This window comes from Taibaiella helva (assembly GCF_003545695.1).
GTDB classification, from domain to species: domain Bacteria; phylum Bacteroidota; class Bacteroidia; order Chitinophagales; family Chitinophagaceae; genus Taibaiella; species Taibaiella helva.
In genome coordinates, this window is sequence record NZ_QUZZ01000014.1 from 110,660 (window position 1) to 126,654 (window position 15,995).

General features: G+C 49.7%; 13 protein-coding genes. 7 read left to right on the forward strand and 6 right to left on the reverse strand.

The genetic code is table 11. The annotated features are described in order from the left end of the window. Positions 1-192: 192 nt before the first annotated feature. On the reverse strand, positions 193-369 hold the full coding sequence (locus tag DZC79_RS18575) for a DUF3606 domain-containing protein (protein WP_118953120.1): 177 nt from the start codon (positions 367-369) through the stop codon (positions 193-195). Between the two features lie 231 nt (positions 370-600). Between DZC79_RS18575 and DZC79_RS18585 the strand changes: the two genes are divergently transcribed. Beyond that, entirely contained in the window at positions 601-1,203 is a 603-nt protein-coding gene (locus DZC79_RS18585) for a DUF6630 family protein (RefSeq protein WP_118953122.1), read from the forward strand. A gap of 54 nt (positions 1,204-1,257) precedes the next feature. On the opposite strand, the gene xth is transcribed toward DZC79_RS18585, so the two are convergent. Continuing rightward, the gene (gene xth, locus DZC79_RS18590; RefSeq protein ID WP_118953123.1) at positions 1,258-1,983 is read right to left on the reverse strand and encodes an exodeoxyribonuclease III; all 726 of its coding nucleotides are present in this window, start codon (positions 1,981-1,983) and stop codon (positions 1,258-1,260) included. A 305-nt stretch (positions 1,984-2,288) separates the two neighbouring features. On the opposite strand from xth, the gene DZC79_RS18595 reads away from it, so the two are divergent. Beyond that, entirely contained in the window at positions 2,289-3,095 is an 807-nt protein-coding gene (locus DZC79_RS18595) for a carboxypeptidase-like regulatory domain-containing protein (RefSeq protein WP_118953124.1), read from the forward strand. Positions 3,096-3,248: 153 nt separating this feature from the next. On the opposite strand, the gene DZC79_RS18605 is transcribed toward DZC79_RS18595, so the two are convergent. From DZC79_RS18605 to DZC79_RS18615, 3 genes are read right to left on the reverse strand one after another with little or no spacing between them, the layout of a single operon-like run. Further along, positions 3,249-4,175: a helix-turn-helix domain-containing protein gene (locus DZC79_RS18605; protein ID WP_118953125.1), complete on the reverse strand. Its 927-nt coding sequence runs from the start codon at positions 4,173-4,175 to the stop codon at positions 3,249-3,251. Positions 4,176-4,187: 12 nt separating this feature from the next. Further along, on the reverse strand, positions 4,188-5,114 hold the full coding sequence (locus DZC79_RS18610) for an NAD(P)H-binding protein (protein WP_118953126.1): 927 nt from the start codon (positions 5,112-5,114) through the stop codon (positions 4,188-4,190). 1 nt (position 5,115) lies between these two features. Beyond that, a complete protein-coding gene (locus DZC79_RS18615; RefSeq protein WP_118953127.1) occupies positions 5,116-6,006 on the reverse strand; it encodes an SDR family oxidoreductase in 891 nt (296 codons plus the stop codon). Positions 6,007-6,587: 581 nt separating this feature from the next. On the opposite strand from DZC79_RS18615, the gene DZC79_RS18620 reads away from it, so the two are divergent. The 3 genes from DZC79_RS18620 (at position 6,588) to DZC79_RS18630 (ending at position 8,841) form a co-directional block, all read left to right on the forward strand. Continuing rightward, entirely contained in the window at positions 6,588-7,103 is a 516-nt protein-coding gene (locus tag DZC79_RS18620; RefSeq protein ID WP_118953128.1) for a DUF6922 domain-containing protein, read from the forward strand. Continuing rightward, entirely contained in the window at positions 7,061-7,762 is a 702-nt protein-coding gene (locus DZC79_RS18625) for a nucleotidyl transferase AbiEii/AbiGii toxin family protein (RefSeq protein ID WP_118953129.1), read from the forward strand. Before DZC79_RS18620 ends, DZC79_RS18625 begins: the two co-directional genes overlap by 43 nt. Before the next feature lie 140 nt (positions 7,763-7,902). Continuing rightward, the gene (locus DZC79_RS18630; protein WP_232831881.1) at positions 7,903-8,841 is read left to right on the forward strand and encodes a CHC2 zinc finger domain-containing protein; all 939 of its coding nucleotides are present in this window, start codon (positions 7,903-7,905) and stop codon (positions 8,839-8,841) included. A gap of 239 nt (positions 8,842-9,080) precedes the next feature. Here the strand turns inward: DZC79_RS18630 and DZC79_RS18635 are convergent, their stop codons facing one another. Further along, on the reverse strand, positions 9,081-9,500 hold the full coding sequence (locus DZC79_RS18635) for a helix-turn-helix domain-containing protein (protein ID WP_157977262.1): 420 nt from the start codon (positions 9,498-9,500) through the stop codon (positions 9,081-9,083). 814 nt (positions 9,501-10,314) lie between these two features. Between DZC79_RS18635 and DZC79_RS18645 the strand changes: the two genes are divergently transcribed. Both DZC79_RS18645 and DZC79_RS18650 read left to right on the forward strand, forming a co-directional pair. Then, complete coding sequence (locus DZC79_RS18645; RefSeq protein ID WP_118953133.1) at positions 10,315-13,755, forward strand: hypothetical protein; 3,441 nt, start codon at positions 10,315-10,317, stop codon at positions 13,753-13,755. A gap of 34 nt (positions 13,756-13,789) precedes the next feature. Beyond that, on the forward strand, positions 13,790-15,995 hold a 2,206-nt coding region (locus DZC79_RS18650), incomplete at its 3' end, for a DUF6443 domain-containing protein (protein WP_157977263.1).

A 15,995-nucleotide genomic window follows, 5' to 3' on the forward strand; every position in this document is an offset into this window, starting at 1 on the left:
CTAAAGGACAGGTATAGGCGAGGTCATGCAATAATCCTTTATCTTGTCCTTTTGCCCCTGATAACTATAGCCTTGGGTTTCGTTGCGCTCGCAATTGCTCCAGTTGATGTTTAGACACTACACAAAATGTCCACTCTGTTCGTAAGGCAAATGCCGGTTCGACATTATTTTCTCAGATATGTACCGGTTACATTACTTTTTCAAATAGTCCTTGATTTTAGCCCGGTCATTACCGACAGCCTTTATTGCCTGCCTTACCTGATCAGCAGATACTCCCAGCTCCTTGGCCAAATAGTTGATTTCGTAATCTTCTTTTCCGGCAACACGGTTGCGGTCACGTGCGTCTGTTTTATTTTTATCGTCTGACATAGCTATATTTTTAGGTCCAACAATAGTTTCATTAGAAAAGTTTGCAAAAAACGTGCTGAAGCCGCAGCAAAAGAAACTTTTTTAAAGGCGCCCAGGATGGTAAGCTGAACACGAGCTATGAAGCTGTGACGATAAATCAAGTGACGTTTAGAGTTTTTGCGACCCGGACTGCATCCTTTTAGCTTGGCAGACTTTTTGCGCGCTTCGTTGTATTTTAGAAACAAAAACTGTATGGAAATCAAATTTCTACCATTCCTGATTCCCAAAAATGAAATAGCACAGCTTTCGGTCGAAGACCTGTCAAATGACGCGTTGCTTGAGCACCTTTTGAGTACCGGGATACTACATGTGGCGGATTGGAAGGGCGAAGAAAATGAAGGCGAGATAGGAACCTTTGTACAGTTGCGTGCCGCGGCTGTAAAACCTAGAACGCAGGTTGATTTAGGAAGCGCTTATGAAAAAGCACATCGCGCGAGTAAAAATCCAGGGGACTTCATCCCGGCGCTCCTTAAGGAAACGAATACCGTACTAAAAATGGAAGGCCTGGAAATTGTACTCCTTGACCGAGGCAACGATAGCTACTATATTGGTGTGGTTGACCAAAAAAACAGTAAAGCCATTCAAGGCAGCAGTACTGATTCCTGGAAATTCCGGCCCTGGGCAAGTCAAGCCGGCGAGGTGCTGTATACAGTCTATTGTCGGTGTGGAAGTATGAATGTGTGGCAGCTTAAAAGAGGTGAGGTTCTTGCCGATGATGTCTGCCAAGATTGTGGCAGAGTCTTGTTTGACGAGCAGGGTAATTCGGATTACGAAGTTATAAGGGAGTATATTTAGTCGAATCTTCATCCGGCGATGACCGTGCGACGCCAGCGGACAATTTTCGCAATGCTATTTTATTTTGATCCAGGCAGGAGCGTGGTCGCTGGCGTGTTCCCATCCCCTGACTTCCTTGTCAACTTCAGCCGACTTCAGATTTTCTGCTATCATTGGGCTAAGCAGGAAATGGTCCAGCCTGAGACCTGCATTTCGTTGGTAGGCATAGCGCAGGTAGTCCCAAAATGTGTAGATAACATCATTTGGGTGGAGGCTTCTAAAGGCGTCGGTCCATCCCTGTTTCAGTAGTTTCTGAAAGGCAGCGCGAATCTCTTTTCGGAATAGAGCATTATCCAGGTATTTTTCGGGCTTATAAACGTCGAGCTCCGTTGGCATAACGTTATAGTCACCCGCCAGGACAATCGGCAGCTCCATTGCTATAAGCCTTTTTGCATGCTTTTCCAGACGGCTGAACCAGTGCCTCTTGTAATCGAACTTTGGCCCCGGGTAAGGGTTGCCATTCGGCAGATAAATGCAGCCAATTACCATTTGGAAGGTGATCGCTTCGATATATCTGCTATGAGTATCGTCAGGGTCGCCGGGGAGCCCGCGCATGGTTTCCTGCAGCTCAGACTTTGAAAGTATAGCAACGCCATTCCAGGCTTTCTGCCCATGCCAAATGGCATTGTACCCCGCTTTCTTAAGCGCAGCTTCCGGGAAGCGGTCATCCGGTGCTTTAAGCTCTTGCAGACATACGACATCAGGCTTTGCTTCCTTCAACCATCTAAGCAGAAGCGGCAAGTGGTCGTTTAAAAATCATAAATCTGCATTTAGGAGCAGTAGGAGTAAATTATCAACTTGATTTTTATATGATCTTGGAGTTGACGACCTGTGCCGTCGTTACGGCCGACTTGATTGGAGCGGTGATTAAGTTTATTTATTTGATTTTCAACAATTTATAATTTTATTGAAATAATAAGTTTTAAAAATATAAAAATATTTTTCAATTTAAAATAAATATTATAATTTCATAGTGGAGATTAAAACGACTGTGAATTATTATTAAAAACATCAAAAAAACCACAAATCTCGCTTCTCATAACCAAATGAAATTATTACTTCTTTTATTATTATTTCCTGCTATGATAATCAAAGCCCAGTCAATAAAAGTTATTGTGTCTAACGAAAAAGGAGGATTACCAAATACAACAATCCGCTTATTTCAAGACTCCTTGTTAAAGAGGGTTGGCATTACTGATAGCACTGGAACATATACTTACAGCGGTCTGCAGAAAGGGGATTATTTATTGGAGATATCATCGTCCGGATATGAAAGGAAAACAGCCTTATTCCATTTCTCTGGTGATACCGTGATTGGCATTCGATTAATGGAAACTACAAAAACATTATCTGAAGTGACCGTGTCATCTAAAAAGCCCCTTTTAGAGCGTAAGATAGACAGGTTGGTTTTCAATGTTGCCGGCAATATTAACGTCGTCGGATCTGACTTACTTGATCTGCTTTCTAAAACACCTCAGGTGGATGTCCGTGGAAGTTCTATATCAATAATAGGTAGAGGGGGCGTTACGATTATGATCAACGAGAAGGTCATACAAGTACCTCCCGGTGCTCCACTAGTAGCATATTTAAAGGCCATACCGGCTGAAACAGTTGAACGTATAGAAGTAATGCCGAATCCTCCCGCTTCTTATAGCGCGGCGGGTGAAGGAGGGATTATTAATATTATACTCAAAAAGAATAGAACGCTGGGGTATAGCGGCACTGTTGGCCTTAATCTGTCCAAAGGGGGCGCATATGCCACTTATCCAAGTATCCTCGAATTTTATTTTTCCCACAGTTCTCTTAACTGTTGCAGGTCATTGCTAAGTTTGCGGGCAATAATCTTCGCGTAGATTTGAGTTGTAGAAATTCTTGTGTGCCCCGGCATCTTTTATACGGACTCGATCGGAACGCCGTTATATAGCGTAACAGAAGTGGCGAACGGGTCCCTTGCGTCTTTAAATCGCAGTGGTGGAATATCTGGGCCTGTTAACTGGCTGATAATTTCAATTGAATGACGTCCGAAATTCCAGCGGCGACAGGTTGGTCTTCGTTTTGAATAATTTGCTGAAGGACTGCAGGTGCTCAAATCCGAGTTCATAAGCGATCTCGCTGATGGAGAGGGTGGTGGTAGTGAGTTTTTCCTTGGCCAGCTCAATCAGTTTATGGTGCAGGTGTTGCTGCATGTTTTGCCCGGTTAGTGTCTTGAGAATGCTGCTCAGGTAACCCGGTGAAATATTCAGTGTTTCGGCGATACGCGTTACGCTGGGTAAGCCCTGGCTTGCTAAAGCACCGCTGTTAAAATAACTGCTCAGGTAATCTTCCAGGCGTGTCAGCAGTTCATGATTGGCTTTTTTATGGGTAATAAATTGCCGCTGATAGAACCGTTGAGAATAGGTTAACAGTAACTCCAATTGTGCAATGATCACATCCTGGCTGTAGTGGTCAATAGCCGTGCTGTATTCATATTCGATCTGGTTCACGATCGCGGTAAGCATCGCTTCTTCCTTTTCGGAAAGATACAGCGCCTCGTTCACTGAATAGCTAAAGTACTCATACTGCCTGATATTTTTGGCAAGCGGTGTATTCCATAAAAAATCAGGGTGAATCAGGATCATCCAGCCTTCGGGCTTTTGAAAATTTGCGACCTGCTCCACACTTTCCACGCCAAACAACTGACCTGGTGCCATAAAGAACAATACACCTTCATCAAAGTCGCCGGTTTGCTGACCGTACCGGAATTTAATATGCTGTTTCCTTTTCATCGAGATCCAGTAAAAATCACCGACCAGGCGGAAGGGGATCTCGGCAATTGGCATATTGACATTTTCCATACGGACAACACTGATCAGCGGGTGCGCCGGTTTGGACAGGCCGGCGGCAGGGTGATACTCGCTGATGGTGCTGAAACGCAGAAGCGGTGTACTGCTCATGATACAAGGTACTTATTTTTGCTGGTATACCTGGGCAAACTCCTTTGCGAATGCTGAAAGTTTAACCTTGCCCATTTTCGGCTGATTTCGATGAAAATTTTCCAGTGGTTTGCCGCTGTGCATGACAGTCTGCATCTCCACCAGAGTTTCGGCTAGCTTTTGGGGTACTTTAGCCATTTTTAATCCCTGCATCATGGCTTTATCTGTCAGCAACACCCATTTCAGCCAGGGCTTGTTGATTGCCGTTCCGATGATGCGGGCCGCTTCGTTACAGGTCAGTTCCTCACTGCCCACATACCGGATCGTGTTTTGCCCAGGCATCAACACAAGTTCTTCGGCAACGGCATCAGCAATGTCTTTTGGCGAAACAAAAACGATCCGGTCATCTCCGCCATAGTTGCCCATCAGCAGGCCGGTCTTCCCGGTCAGCAATGCCCAAAGGCCGGAATAACGTAGCGTAAGCAGTTTGCCCATCAGGCCTTTGCCCTTGATGAGGTCGATACTCTGGTAAAAGTTTGTGTAAAACGATCCGGGACGTATTAGGGTAATAGAAGCCTCCAGTCCTTTAAACGCGCTTTCCACATTTTCGGTTTTTACCAGATCGGCTACCCAACCATTCATTACGACAATGCGCTTCGTCTTTGCAGCCTTTAATGCCTGTACATAATTCCGCGCCATCCGGCGTAAATAATCGCCAAGATCCGGTTCTGTAAAGCTGAGCGGGATCATGGCATAAACCGCATCCGCATCCCGGAATGTGGTTAAAAGGAAATCAACATCGGCGATGGAGCCGATGGCAGCCGAGGCCCCCAGGGCTTCGATGGCTGCCTGTTTATTCCTGTCACTACTCACTACGGTTACGTCGTATCCCTGCGCTACCAGTATTTCCGTCAGCGGTTTGCCGATATTACCCAAAGAGCCAGTTACAATAATCTTCATTTTATTGGGTATAAATGCCGTTTTCAATATCGTTTAACAACAGTGGGTTTGACGGGCGCCAATTCAGGTATTCCTGCGTCCACTTGCTGGAAGCTGGACAGTCGATTGCTGCCATATGAGCGAACCAGCCAAAATGCTCGGCGGCTTGTTCAGCAGAAATGGATTTTACAGGCAGGTTTAATTGTTTGCCGATGGCTTCGGCAATGCTTTTAACGGTTATACCTTCCTCTGTATTGGCGTGGAAACGTGTTCCGGGCGTTGCTTGCTCCAAAGCTAAACGGTACAGCTGCGCAGCGTCCAACCGGTGCCCGGCGTTCCAACGGTTCTGGCCTTCGCCGATGTAAGCTGAGACACCTTTTTCCCGTGCCAGGTTCACCAGGATGGGGATAAAGCCGTGTTTATCTTCCTCACCATGTACCGAAGGCGGCAAACGGAGGATAGCCGCACGTACGCCTGTAGCCGCGGCTGCTTCCGCCGCCCGTTCCGAAGCACGGGGCCAGGCCGGATTGAATGGTGATGGCATATCTTCAGTCGCCATTTCCCCAGGCTTTACCAATGCAGTTCCTGAAGTGACAATTAACGGACGGTCTGTACCCTCCAGCATGTTGGCTATCGTTTCTATGGCCCGCTCATCGATAGCGCAAACTTCGGCAAAGCGGGTAAAATCATGGACAAAACCACAATGGATCACACCATCGCTTTCGGCTGCGCCTTGTCGAAGGCTATCCAGGTCTTCCAGGTCGCCGTAATGAACCTGAGCGCCGGCCGCTTCTAATTTGTCTGCTGATGTTTTTGAACGCGCCAGCCCCAGTACCTGGTGACCGGCCCTTAATAATTCCTGTACAACAGCAGTACCTACGAAGCCAGAGGCTCCTGTAACAAATACTTTCATGTGTTGATTGCTTTTATTGACACAAAGTACCGCTGTAACAGGCGGAAAAATTTATCCAAATCCATGTTTGGTTTAGTCGAAACCATGCTTTTTTGTTAGTGTAGATTTTTGAAATGTTTTGCTTGGTATTCGGGTAAAGGCGTAGTGTTTTTTAATCTAAAAGGCCCGGTAATGTAACTTAAAAGTAACAAAGCCGCAAAATAGGTAATCCAAGGAGAAACAGTTTCCCCTAAAGGTGCATAACCAAATAGCTCATAATCAATGATCGTTTTTGGATAGGTAGAAAAAGAAAGTTATAGCAATTGCTGCTACATAATTCCCTCAGACCAGATTGTTGCAGTAGAGATAACATTGCCAAGCCTCCTGCTTGTTAAGTAATTCACAATAATTAGTTGTTGTAAATCAAAAGAGTGCAAAAGTGTACAAATGCGATTTAACTAATGAAACAACGTCTTTTGACTCTGATTATGGATTATAATAACGAGTAACTTTGGGTAAAACTCTTCAGTGTAAGGTTTCTTAGGCAATATCCATAAAGACAAATATTGACCAATATTGGTCTTTTTCGTAATTTTGACAATATGGAAACACAGTTAAAATCCGATAGAAGACGAGTTGTACTTGTCCAGTGGAAACATCATGGACAGGAAGGGATTGAGATCTACTCTAATCTGAAACATTTCTGTGAAAGACATCCAGGATACAGCTACAACACGATCAGCAATTATCTATCAAAAAAGAAGGTTCCTTTTGAAGATCAGGATATCGTCATTACACGGAAGCCAGTATTAAATGGAGATGATCTGCCGGCTCTAGCATTACCCAAAAGATTGTTTTGGGAATTTGACTATGATAAAATAGACTGGTCCTATCATTACCGTATGGTAATAGAAAGGGTGCTTCAGAGAGGAAACGAAAAGGATTGGCAAGAGATTATGCGTTACTATGGTAGAAGCAAGATCATAGCGACGCTTCAGAATGAAACGAGCTATTTGCCAGATCGGATTATTGAGAAAGTTACTTCTTACTTTAATTTAAAACCTGAGCAACTCAAATGTTATATAAGAAAACAGTCGACCCCGAAACACTGGGATTGATACAATCGCTAATGCTGGAGCAAACCCTCAGCTCCTTCTATTTGGCCGGAGGAACAGCTTTGGCTCTTAAGCTTGGCCACAGGAAATCGATCGATATTGATCTATTTACCCACAGTAACTTCGACGTCGATTTTTTGAGCCATTATCTTGAAGGCAAGTTTGATGCTGAGGTAGAGCAAACAGCAAAAAATACAATACATGGGTATATCAAAAAGGTAAAGGTGGACCTTATTGCACATCAGTACCCCCTGATAAAGGAAATAGAAACGATAGATGGAGTCAGGATGCTATCCCTGCACGATATTGCCGCAATGAAACTACTGGCGATAAATGACAATGGCAGTAGGATAAAGGATTTTGTTGATATCGGTGCACTCTTGGATAAGTTATCCCTGGGTGAAATGCTGGAAGCATATCAGAAAAAATATCCGAATGCGGACGAAAATATAGTCTTAAGGTCACTAACCTATTTTGAGAATATTGACCTTAGAACAGAAACGCTTATACAAACACAGCGACCGTTTGAATGGAAACAGATTGCAAAGAAATTGACAGAAGCCGTACAAAAGCATAGGGAAGGGCGTCATGTAACATTGTCTAAGCCGCGGCAATATCCTCCACTGGAGAACAAAGGAAAGAGCAAAGGCCTCCGACGCTGAGAGGCTTTGCATTGATTTAGAGACCAATTCTGACTTGGTGCATCCATCAGCAACTCGACTACCGACTTTATTTTATTAGTGAAGACCGGCTACAGGCGCTTATAGATTGGGTTCAATATTCAAGATGAAAACTTAACGCCGTGGAAACAAAAATGATCTTTATTGAAGCAAGAAAAATGGACTTGGTGACACTGCTGGCGCAGCTTGGCTTTGCACCGGCTAAGATACAAAGACAAGATTATTGGTACAAATCGCCCTTCAGAAATGAGCGCACCGCGTCCTTTAAGGTGAGCCGGGAGCGTAACATTTGGTATGATCATGGCGAAGGGGCTGGTGGCAACGTGATCGATTTCATCTCAAAATTCTACCAATGCGATGCAGCCGAAGCGGCAAAAAAGATATTAGAGTTGCAGGGCGATCATGGTTTTTCTTTTCACCCGCCCACACAGACCCGCGCCGCAGCTGGTGAAAAAAAAGAGTACACGCAGAATAAAATTGTCATACAGGCGGTCCGGCCCTTGCAAAACAGTGTACTGCTCAACTACCTGCAAGAGCGCAAAATTCCAATAGAAATTGCGCAGCAATATTGCAAGGAAGTAGATTTTTTATTGTACAAGAAGCGACATACGGTAATTGGTTTCGAGAATCAGGCTGGTGGTTTTGAGCTACGAAGCCCATCATTTAAAGGAAGCAGTTCTCCTAAAGATGTAACCTTCCTGGATAAGGGCAAACAAGAAGTTTGTGTCTTTGAAGGCTTCTTTGACTTCCTTTCCTTTGCTGTTATGAGACCGAAGATCGTGTCTGAATTAACCAACTGTATAGTGCTAAACTCCCTTGCTTTCTTTGAGAAAAGCCGCGCCCTGATGGAGCAGCACGATAAGGTATTTTTGTTCCTGGACCAGGAACAATCCGCCAGGCAAAAAGCGCAAACGGCAGCTGAATGGAACAAGGAAGTCAATGTAACAAAGTACACAGACTGCAGCCATTTTTACCGGCATCATGAAGATTTGAATGCCTGGCTCGTACAACAATCTCAGCCCAGGCAAAAGCCTTCAACGCGTCTCGGCCGTGGAATGTAGGGAGTGTCATTTTTGCAGCTCAAAAAAGCATTGCTGAATGGTTGGGTAGGGTATTTTTCCTGCCCCTTGGCAGGAGCAAGATGTACGTTTGTATGACAAACGGTTCTTGCCCTTTGCTCCGGAGTCGCTTCGGGGATTGAAATAACCTCCGAAGTCGGTTATTCTGGCAGCTTTAGAAGCTGGCTGAAGCAGAGAAAAATGCAATTAAGTAATGCATGAATAGGTTCCCGCCTCCACATTTACTTATCCTTTCCTTGTAGCATTCTCTCTAAAAGGATAATTTTTTCTTGTTCGGACTTTAGCAAACGTTCATACAAGTCTTTGTTTTCCTGAATCATTTGCATCCACATTTCAGTGGAATTTACATGTGCATGGTCCCCAAAAATATTAGGTGCTTGCGTGTTGTTGTAGTTGTTTTGAATGTAGTTAATGACCGCGTCATCGTCGTAGTTTTTGATTGTGTCAACGGAGACACCTAGGGCATCGGCAATCTGGCCGAGCTGGGTTTCGTCTATATTACCATTCTGCTCCAGCTTGAAAAGGTTTTGCCTGGTCATCCCCAATCGTGAAGCCAACGTCTCTTGGCTAACCTCTCGGATTTTCCTCACCGCTTCAATTTTCCGACCAATAGTAGATGTTTTATACAGCTTGCTTGTCATTTTGGAGGTTTTACTTGTTAGTGTTTCGTTATTGTGCGGTTGCATTCTGTAAACAAAAACTGTTGCATTTAGCAACGCCGATGTAATCGCAGGTAACAAAAGTAAGGTAAAGTGGTAATTTAATGTACGTTATAAATCGTTCTCTGTATCCGATTTAATCTTTTCTCAGTTTACAGGTTGTTGCCCGGAAAGTGCTACCGGCTTTGCCCGTAGGTTTGATCAAAAAGCTTACTCATTTTTGTGCTGGTGATGGTAATAAGAAGTGTTTACTGTTGTTTCATGCGGGGCTTGTTTGGTTTGCGAGGGAATCCTCAATTGAGGATTCCCTTTACATAAAAAATCAGGCTGCTGAAAAATTTTTGTTGAGAAAAATTTCAGATGAGCGCAAAATTTAATTTGGTGATTCAATTTTTTTTTGAATTTTTGCAACACCGATTTAACAAATTTCTTGTAGTTGGTATAACCTGCCAGGGATCGATTCAATCAACCGTGCAGCACCTTTGCAGGTCACAGTGGAACCCCCGGAATTGTTACCACAGTATTCTTTAAATCTTTGGCCATACTCATGATGTCTTTATTGGATGGATGACAATGCTTATGGATTTAGTCTCCATACGCCATGCTTTGACGCAGCCTGGCATGAACTTTATCAATGATATTCAGAGCAGCTAACCATATAGAACTTTTCACCTTCTTTTCAAACCATTTCTTGTATAACCGCATCATTACTTATACTGCTTATCCAAAACAAAAACACGAACTGATCCTCGTATAAAGATTAGCGTGCCTTTACATTTTCTATCCTCATTTTTCTATGAAACCTTACCTTAAGCACTATCTGCTGATCCTTCACCTGGCAGCAATCCCAACTGCCGCTTTCAGCCAGCGAGGGCTTGGAGCAACCGAGGCCGACGCCAAGATGCTTCCCGGCGGGGCCGGCAGCGGCGGCGGTATGTCGGGTATTTACAGCCCGAACCTGTTTGACGGCACCGCCAACATCAACATTCCCATTTTCCAGTACAGCACCGAAGGCGCCGACTACGGCATCGGCCTCAGCTACAATACCCTGGGGGTGAAGCTTGACGAGCTGGCTTCCGTGGCGGGAATGCACTGGACCCTGCGCGCCGAAGGCAGCATCAGCCGTACGGTAAAAGACCTTCCCGATGAGCTGGCCATGACCATCGATACTATTTATACCAGCAACACCCAGTATTACACCCGGGTAAAAGGCCGCCTGGCCCAGGATATGGAGACCGCGCAGCAGGCAAGCGACCCTAACGTGTACCGGGATCATGAAAGTGACGAGTTCGTGCTGTCGGCCGGCGGCCTGTCGCTGAGCTTCCGGCTCGGGCGCAACGGGCAGGTCTTCACCCACCCGCATCGCAATGTCAAAATACAGCTGCTCTCCAACGGTCAGCCGCTACCCGCTACCGGTAGCGGCAGTGTTCCCCCTGCCGCCTTGTCGCTGGAATTTGTGGTGACCGACGAACAAGGCAACCGCTATTATTTTACCAAAGGCGATTACCGCGTGTGGGAGATGCTTACCCTCAGCGCCCAACCCCTTGGCACCGGCATGGAAGTAGCCGGGCCGGATGAGATCGGCCGCTTTGACCAGGTCGACCGCTGGGTGGTGAGCCGCATCGAGCTGGCCGGCGGCAGTGCGCTGCGTTACCAGTACCGGAGCAGCGAAAGAGCCGACGCCACATACATGGCCGTGGAAAAAAAGACCCCGAGCGCTTCGATCAGCTATGGTGAAGTACCCGGCAGCGGCTACAAGGCCCTGATCAGCCGGATCGAATATCCCAACGGTGTGAGCGCCGACTTTGTCTACGACGACCAGCATCAGCGCTGCGATAACGGCAGGGAAGCGAACGGAACTGGCGCGCCCACGCCGGCGCTGACCGAGATCAAAGTGGGCGCCGCCACCGGCGGCAGCTGCCTGCGCTACCGGCTCAACCAGAGCTATATTGTTACCGATACCTTTAACCAGGTAACGGAAAAGCCCCTGGGCAGCCCCTGCAATACCATTACCGGCTTGTACCCTTATCGTACGCACCGACTGCGGCTCAACAGCATTACCCTGCTGAGCTGCGACGGGCTCAGCAGCGAACCCTATTACAGCTTTGCCTACGATCCTACGCCTATGGCCCCCCGCTTCCGCGCCGGGCAGGACTACTTCGGCTATGCCAACGGCAGGCGGGCAACGGGCTGGGGACTTGAGCCCAGCGGGGACCTGAGCATCCCGTATCACCTGAATGCCAGCAATGCCAATGGTGATTTTTATTATGGTGTCGACCGCACCGCCGACTTCAGCTACGGCCGCGCCGGTATCCTGACCAAAGTGACCAATGCCTACGGCGGTTACGTGGAGTTTGGCTATGCACCTCACAATACCCTGGCCAACACCTTTAATCCCCAACCGGCCAACCTGAACAATTTCCTGGGGCGGGAGGCCAATGACGGCCTCTGCCTGGCCAGCATTAAGGAAAGCGACCCTTACCATGCCGGCAATTACCGCCTCACCAGCTTCAGCTACGAAGAAGGCCAGCAGTTCCTCAGCGGCGGCTATTTTTCCGGCCCCGTTACCTACAGTCACTACCAATCGGGCCCAACAGCAGTAGGCAACTGGACCAATACCTACCTTACCGCCCATCACCTGGTCGGCAACAGCAACCACGGCTATTCCAAAGTGACCGTGACCCAGACCGACAACAACGGCGCCCAGCTGTCGCGCAAGGTGACCCGCTTTACCAATATCGTGGACGTGAACGACAACGGCCAGCCCATCAACCGCTACCAGGTCGTGGGCGGCGGCAAACCTTTTTATGCCTTTCCCTACAACGACAAGCAATACCTGCGCGACTGGGAAATAGGCCTGCCCTTGCTGGTACAGGAATACGACAACCTGAACAACCTGGTGCAGGAGACCCGCTACCGCTACCGCTTTACCCTGGACAGCACATCGGCCCTGACCGCCGGCGTAGGCGGCACGAAATACAGCTATGTGCACGGCCAGCTGCTGAGCATTCCCAATGTGAGCGCCCACCCGATCATCGAACAGATTGCCGTTACCGATCCTTATGTTCCCTATACCGGTAAAAGCCTGCTGCAAAGCACCATCATCCGCAAGTACATGAGCTACGGCGGGCAGGTCTACGACTCGATGGCCTACACCTACGACAGCCGCGAGAACCTGAAGACGATCGTTACCCGCAATAGCGAAGGCGAAGAAGTGCAGACCATCCACTACTATAACTACGATGCCGGCGCCTACGACCCGCTGCCCGGCCTGGAGCGGCAGGTGACCACCCAGCGCTGGAAGCGCATTGCCGGCACCACCGGCCCGCTGCCCGACAACGGCGTGCTGCTGGACGCCTACTTTACCGGCCTGGCCGCCGATGGCAGCAGCGGCAGCTACAGCCGTATCCGCAACAAGACCCTGTACAACCTGCAGACCGCAGGCCAGCTGAGCTACAGCAGCTACCTGGGCACCGGCCCCCTGAACAGCACCCCCCTGAAGATCAATGCCGTTACCCAGGGCGCCGCCCTTCCCGACTTCCGCAAGACCAGCGAAGTGCTGCAGGCCGACGCCAAAGGCAACCCCCTGGAGACTTACCTGCCGGACGGGGAGCAGTACAAAGCCATGGTATGGGATACCGCCACTGGTAAGAAACTTGCCGAGGCCGTAGGCTGCCGCTACGCCGATATGGCCTATACCAGCTTTGAAGCCGGCCCTTACACTACCAATTTTACCTACGACCCCAGGACCGTCCCGGGTGGCGTTACCGGCACCGTCTGCTTCTCCCTGTGGAACAGCCAGACCCTGCAACCTAATCCCATCACCGGAACCCGTGACCTGCAGCCCGGCAAAGAATACCTTCTGAGCTTCTGGCTTAAAGGCCCCAATCCCGGCATTACCCTGGGCGGCGCCGGCCTGGCCCTGCCCGCCAGCCCCGCCGTTACCAAAGGCGACTGGAAGCAGTATATCATCCGCTTCACCCCCGGCGCCGCATCCCGCATCAGCATTTACGGCTCAGCCAACGGCACCTACCTGGACGAAGTCCGGCTGCATCCCGCCTCGGCCCTGATGCAGAGCTGGAGCGCCGATGCCCTGCTGGGCACCACCTCGGCCGCCGACGCCCGCGGCCGCATCACCTATTATGAATACGACGCCATGGGAAGGCCCTACCTGGTACGCGACCAGGAAGGCCATATCCTGTCCAAGACCCAGTACACCCTCCATGGCGCCGAATAAACCCTATTACTATCACGATATAAATAGAAATACAATGCAACCCTTCTTGCATACCATCATAAAAGCACTTGTGCTGTGCCTGCTGCTTTTGGGCTCCTGGCCACAGGCCACAATCTTTGCCCAGACCAATAAGCCGCAGCTGAACCAGCAGGCCCCTGCCGGCAGTGTGACCAATACCGTACCCGTGCCACCCGCCATCAATATCAACAGCTCGGAGCTGTACAATTTTGAACGGAGCTTCGTGCCCAGAGTACCCATCGACGATCCAGCCACACTGACCACCACCAGCGCCCCATCCGATGTGCAGGTGAGCACCCTGTACAAAGACGGCTTCAGCCGTGGTATGCAAGCCGTGGCACACAATTTTACCCAGGGAAAGAGCCTCGTAAGCCCTGTGGATACCCGCTTCCGGCCCCAGGAGACCGGCTACCTGCCTTACAGCAGCGCCGGCTACGGCTTCAGGGCCAATGCCTTTACCGAACAGCAAGCCTATTACAGCAACCTGTATCCCAATGAAGGCAATACCGCCTACAGCCTGCAGCGTAACACCTCGGCAGGAAATGTGCTGCGGATGACCAGCTACGCCCCCGGCAAAAGCCAGGTCGGGCAGAGCAGAGGCACCGAAACCCTCCCCATCACCGAGGCCTGCAGCTGTATCCGCCGCTGGAGCGTGGACGGGAACGGTAAGCCCCTGAGCAACGGCGTCTATGCCGCAGGCGAGCTGCTGGGTTCCCTGGTCCAATCGCCAGCCAGCGGGACCGCACTGCCTCCCCGTAAGTTCGTGTATAAGAACAAGGATGGCCGTGTAGTGCTGGAGCAGATCGCAGACAGCCTCACCCCCGGCCCGGACTATACCTACCAGCTGACCTTCTACATCTATAACCCGCAGGGGCAGCTTTGCTACGTGGTGCCGCCCGCCGCCGCCGATAACGCCCTATCCGCCGGCAGCATCAGCCAGGCGACCCTGGACCAGTACTGCTTCCAGTACCGCTACGACAGCAAGGGCCGCAAAGTAGAGCAGAAAGTACCCGGCAAAGGCTGGGAGTATTTTGTGTACGATAAACGGGACCGGCTGGTATTGTACCAGGACAGCAGCCTGAAAAGCGCCGGAGGGTGGTGGTCCTTTACACTTTATGATGCCCTGGACCGGCCAACCGTTACCGGTAAGGGCCAGGCAATCGGCACAACCCGGCAGCAGTTTGCCGCTTTGATGGAGGACGGTTCCACTTATCCATCTACCCATGTGCTGTATTATGCCAAAAACTATAACCTCTATCATGTTTATCCCGCAGCCTTAGATTACTGCGAGATCTGGAGCTACTTTTATTACGATGATTACAGGGAAGCCGACCCCAACGGTGACCTGTGGAACACCTACAGCACGGAGCTGCAGTTCAGCGAACAGCAAAGCCTTCCCGGCTCAGAAACACCGCAGCGCAGTAATCGTACCCAGGGCCTGCCCACCGGCAGCCTGGTGAAGATACTACCTGCCCCCGGAGCCTCCGGTACCGGCGCCTGGCGCAGGACAGCCCTGTTCTACGACGACAAAGGCCGGCTGATCTATAGTGCGGGCCAGGACCTCGCCACCCCGGGCAGCACAAACATCGTCCACGCCTCCTATGCCGGCAGCCAGTACACCTTTACCGGCCAGGTGCTGAACACCAAGCACGTGCTGGTCAACAACAAGAGCAGCGACGGCTACCTGGAGCACAGCGAGGCGACCCGCAACGAATACGAAGCCGCCACCGGCCGCCTGAGCAAGACCTGGCGCAAAGTGGACAACGCCGGCGGCTGGACCCTGACCTCCTCGCTGTACTACGACGAGCTGGGCCGCCTGCAACGCAAGGTATTTACCAACGGCGGCGAGACCCAGGACTACAGCTACAATATCCGCGGGCAGCTCACCGGCATCAACGGCGTGTATGCCGAGACCGGCAACCGGGAGTTCCAGTACCGCAGCTTCGGCGAGTCCCTTAAATACGACTACGGCTTCGATAAGCCCCGCTTCGACGGCAAGATCGCCGGCATGATCTGGCGGGGCAGCAACGGCGCCAACCTGGGCAACAATATCAGCAGCATGCACGCCTATGGCTACGACTACGACCTGAGCGGGCGGCTGAAGCTGGCCGACTATTACCTGCAGCAGGAGTACAACGGCCAGGGCCAGGTAGACCCCTGGAGCAAGACCCTGCTGGACTTTACCGTATCGAACCTGTACTACGACAAGAACGGCAACATCA

Coding starts and splice junctions, on each gene's coding strand:
- DZC79_RS18620 (WP_118953128.1), top strand. CDS start 6,588: ATGGAAACACAGTTAAAATCCGATAGAAGACGAGTTGTACTTGTCCAG.
- DZC79_RS18615 (WP_118953127.1), bottom strand. CDS start 6,006: ATGAAAGTATTTGTTACAGGAGCCTCTGGCTTCGTAGGTACTGCTGTT.
- DZC79_RS18645 (WP_118953133.1), top strand. CDS start 10,315: ATGAAACCTTACCTTAAGCACTATCTGCTGATCCTTCACCTGGCAGCA.
- DZC79_RS18635 (WP_157977262.1), bottom strand. CDS start 9,500: ATGACAAGCAAGCTGTATAAAACATCTACTATTGGTCGGAAAATTGAA.
- DZC79_RS18625 (WP_118953129.1), top strand. CDS start 7,061: ATGTTATATAAGAAAACAGTCGACCCCGAAACACTGGGATTGATACAA.
- DZC79_RS18610 (WP_118953126.1), bottom strand. CDS start 5,114: ATGAAGATTATTGTAACTGGCTCTTTGGGTAATATCGGCAAACCGCTG.
- DZC79_RS18605 (WP_118953125.1), bottom strand. CDS start 4,175: ATGAGCAGTACACCGCTTCTGCGTTTCAGCACCATCAGCGAGTATCAC.
- DZC79_RS18575 (WP_118953120.1), bottom strand. CDS start 369: ATGTCAGACGATAAAAATAAAACAGACGCACGTGACCGCAACCGTGTT.
- DZC79_RS18585 (WP_118953122.1), top strand. CDS start 601: ATGGAAATCAAATTTCTACCATTCCTGATTCCCAAAAATGAAATAGCA.
- DZC79_RS18595 (WP_118953124.1), top strand. CDS start 2,289: ATGAAATTATTACTTCTTTTATTATTATTTCCTGCTATGATAATCAAA.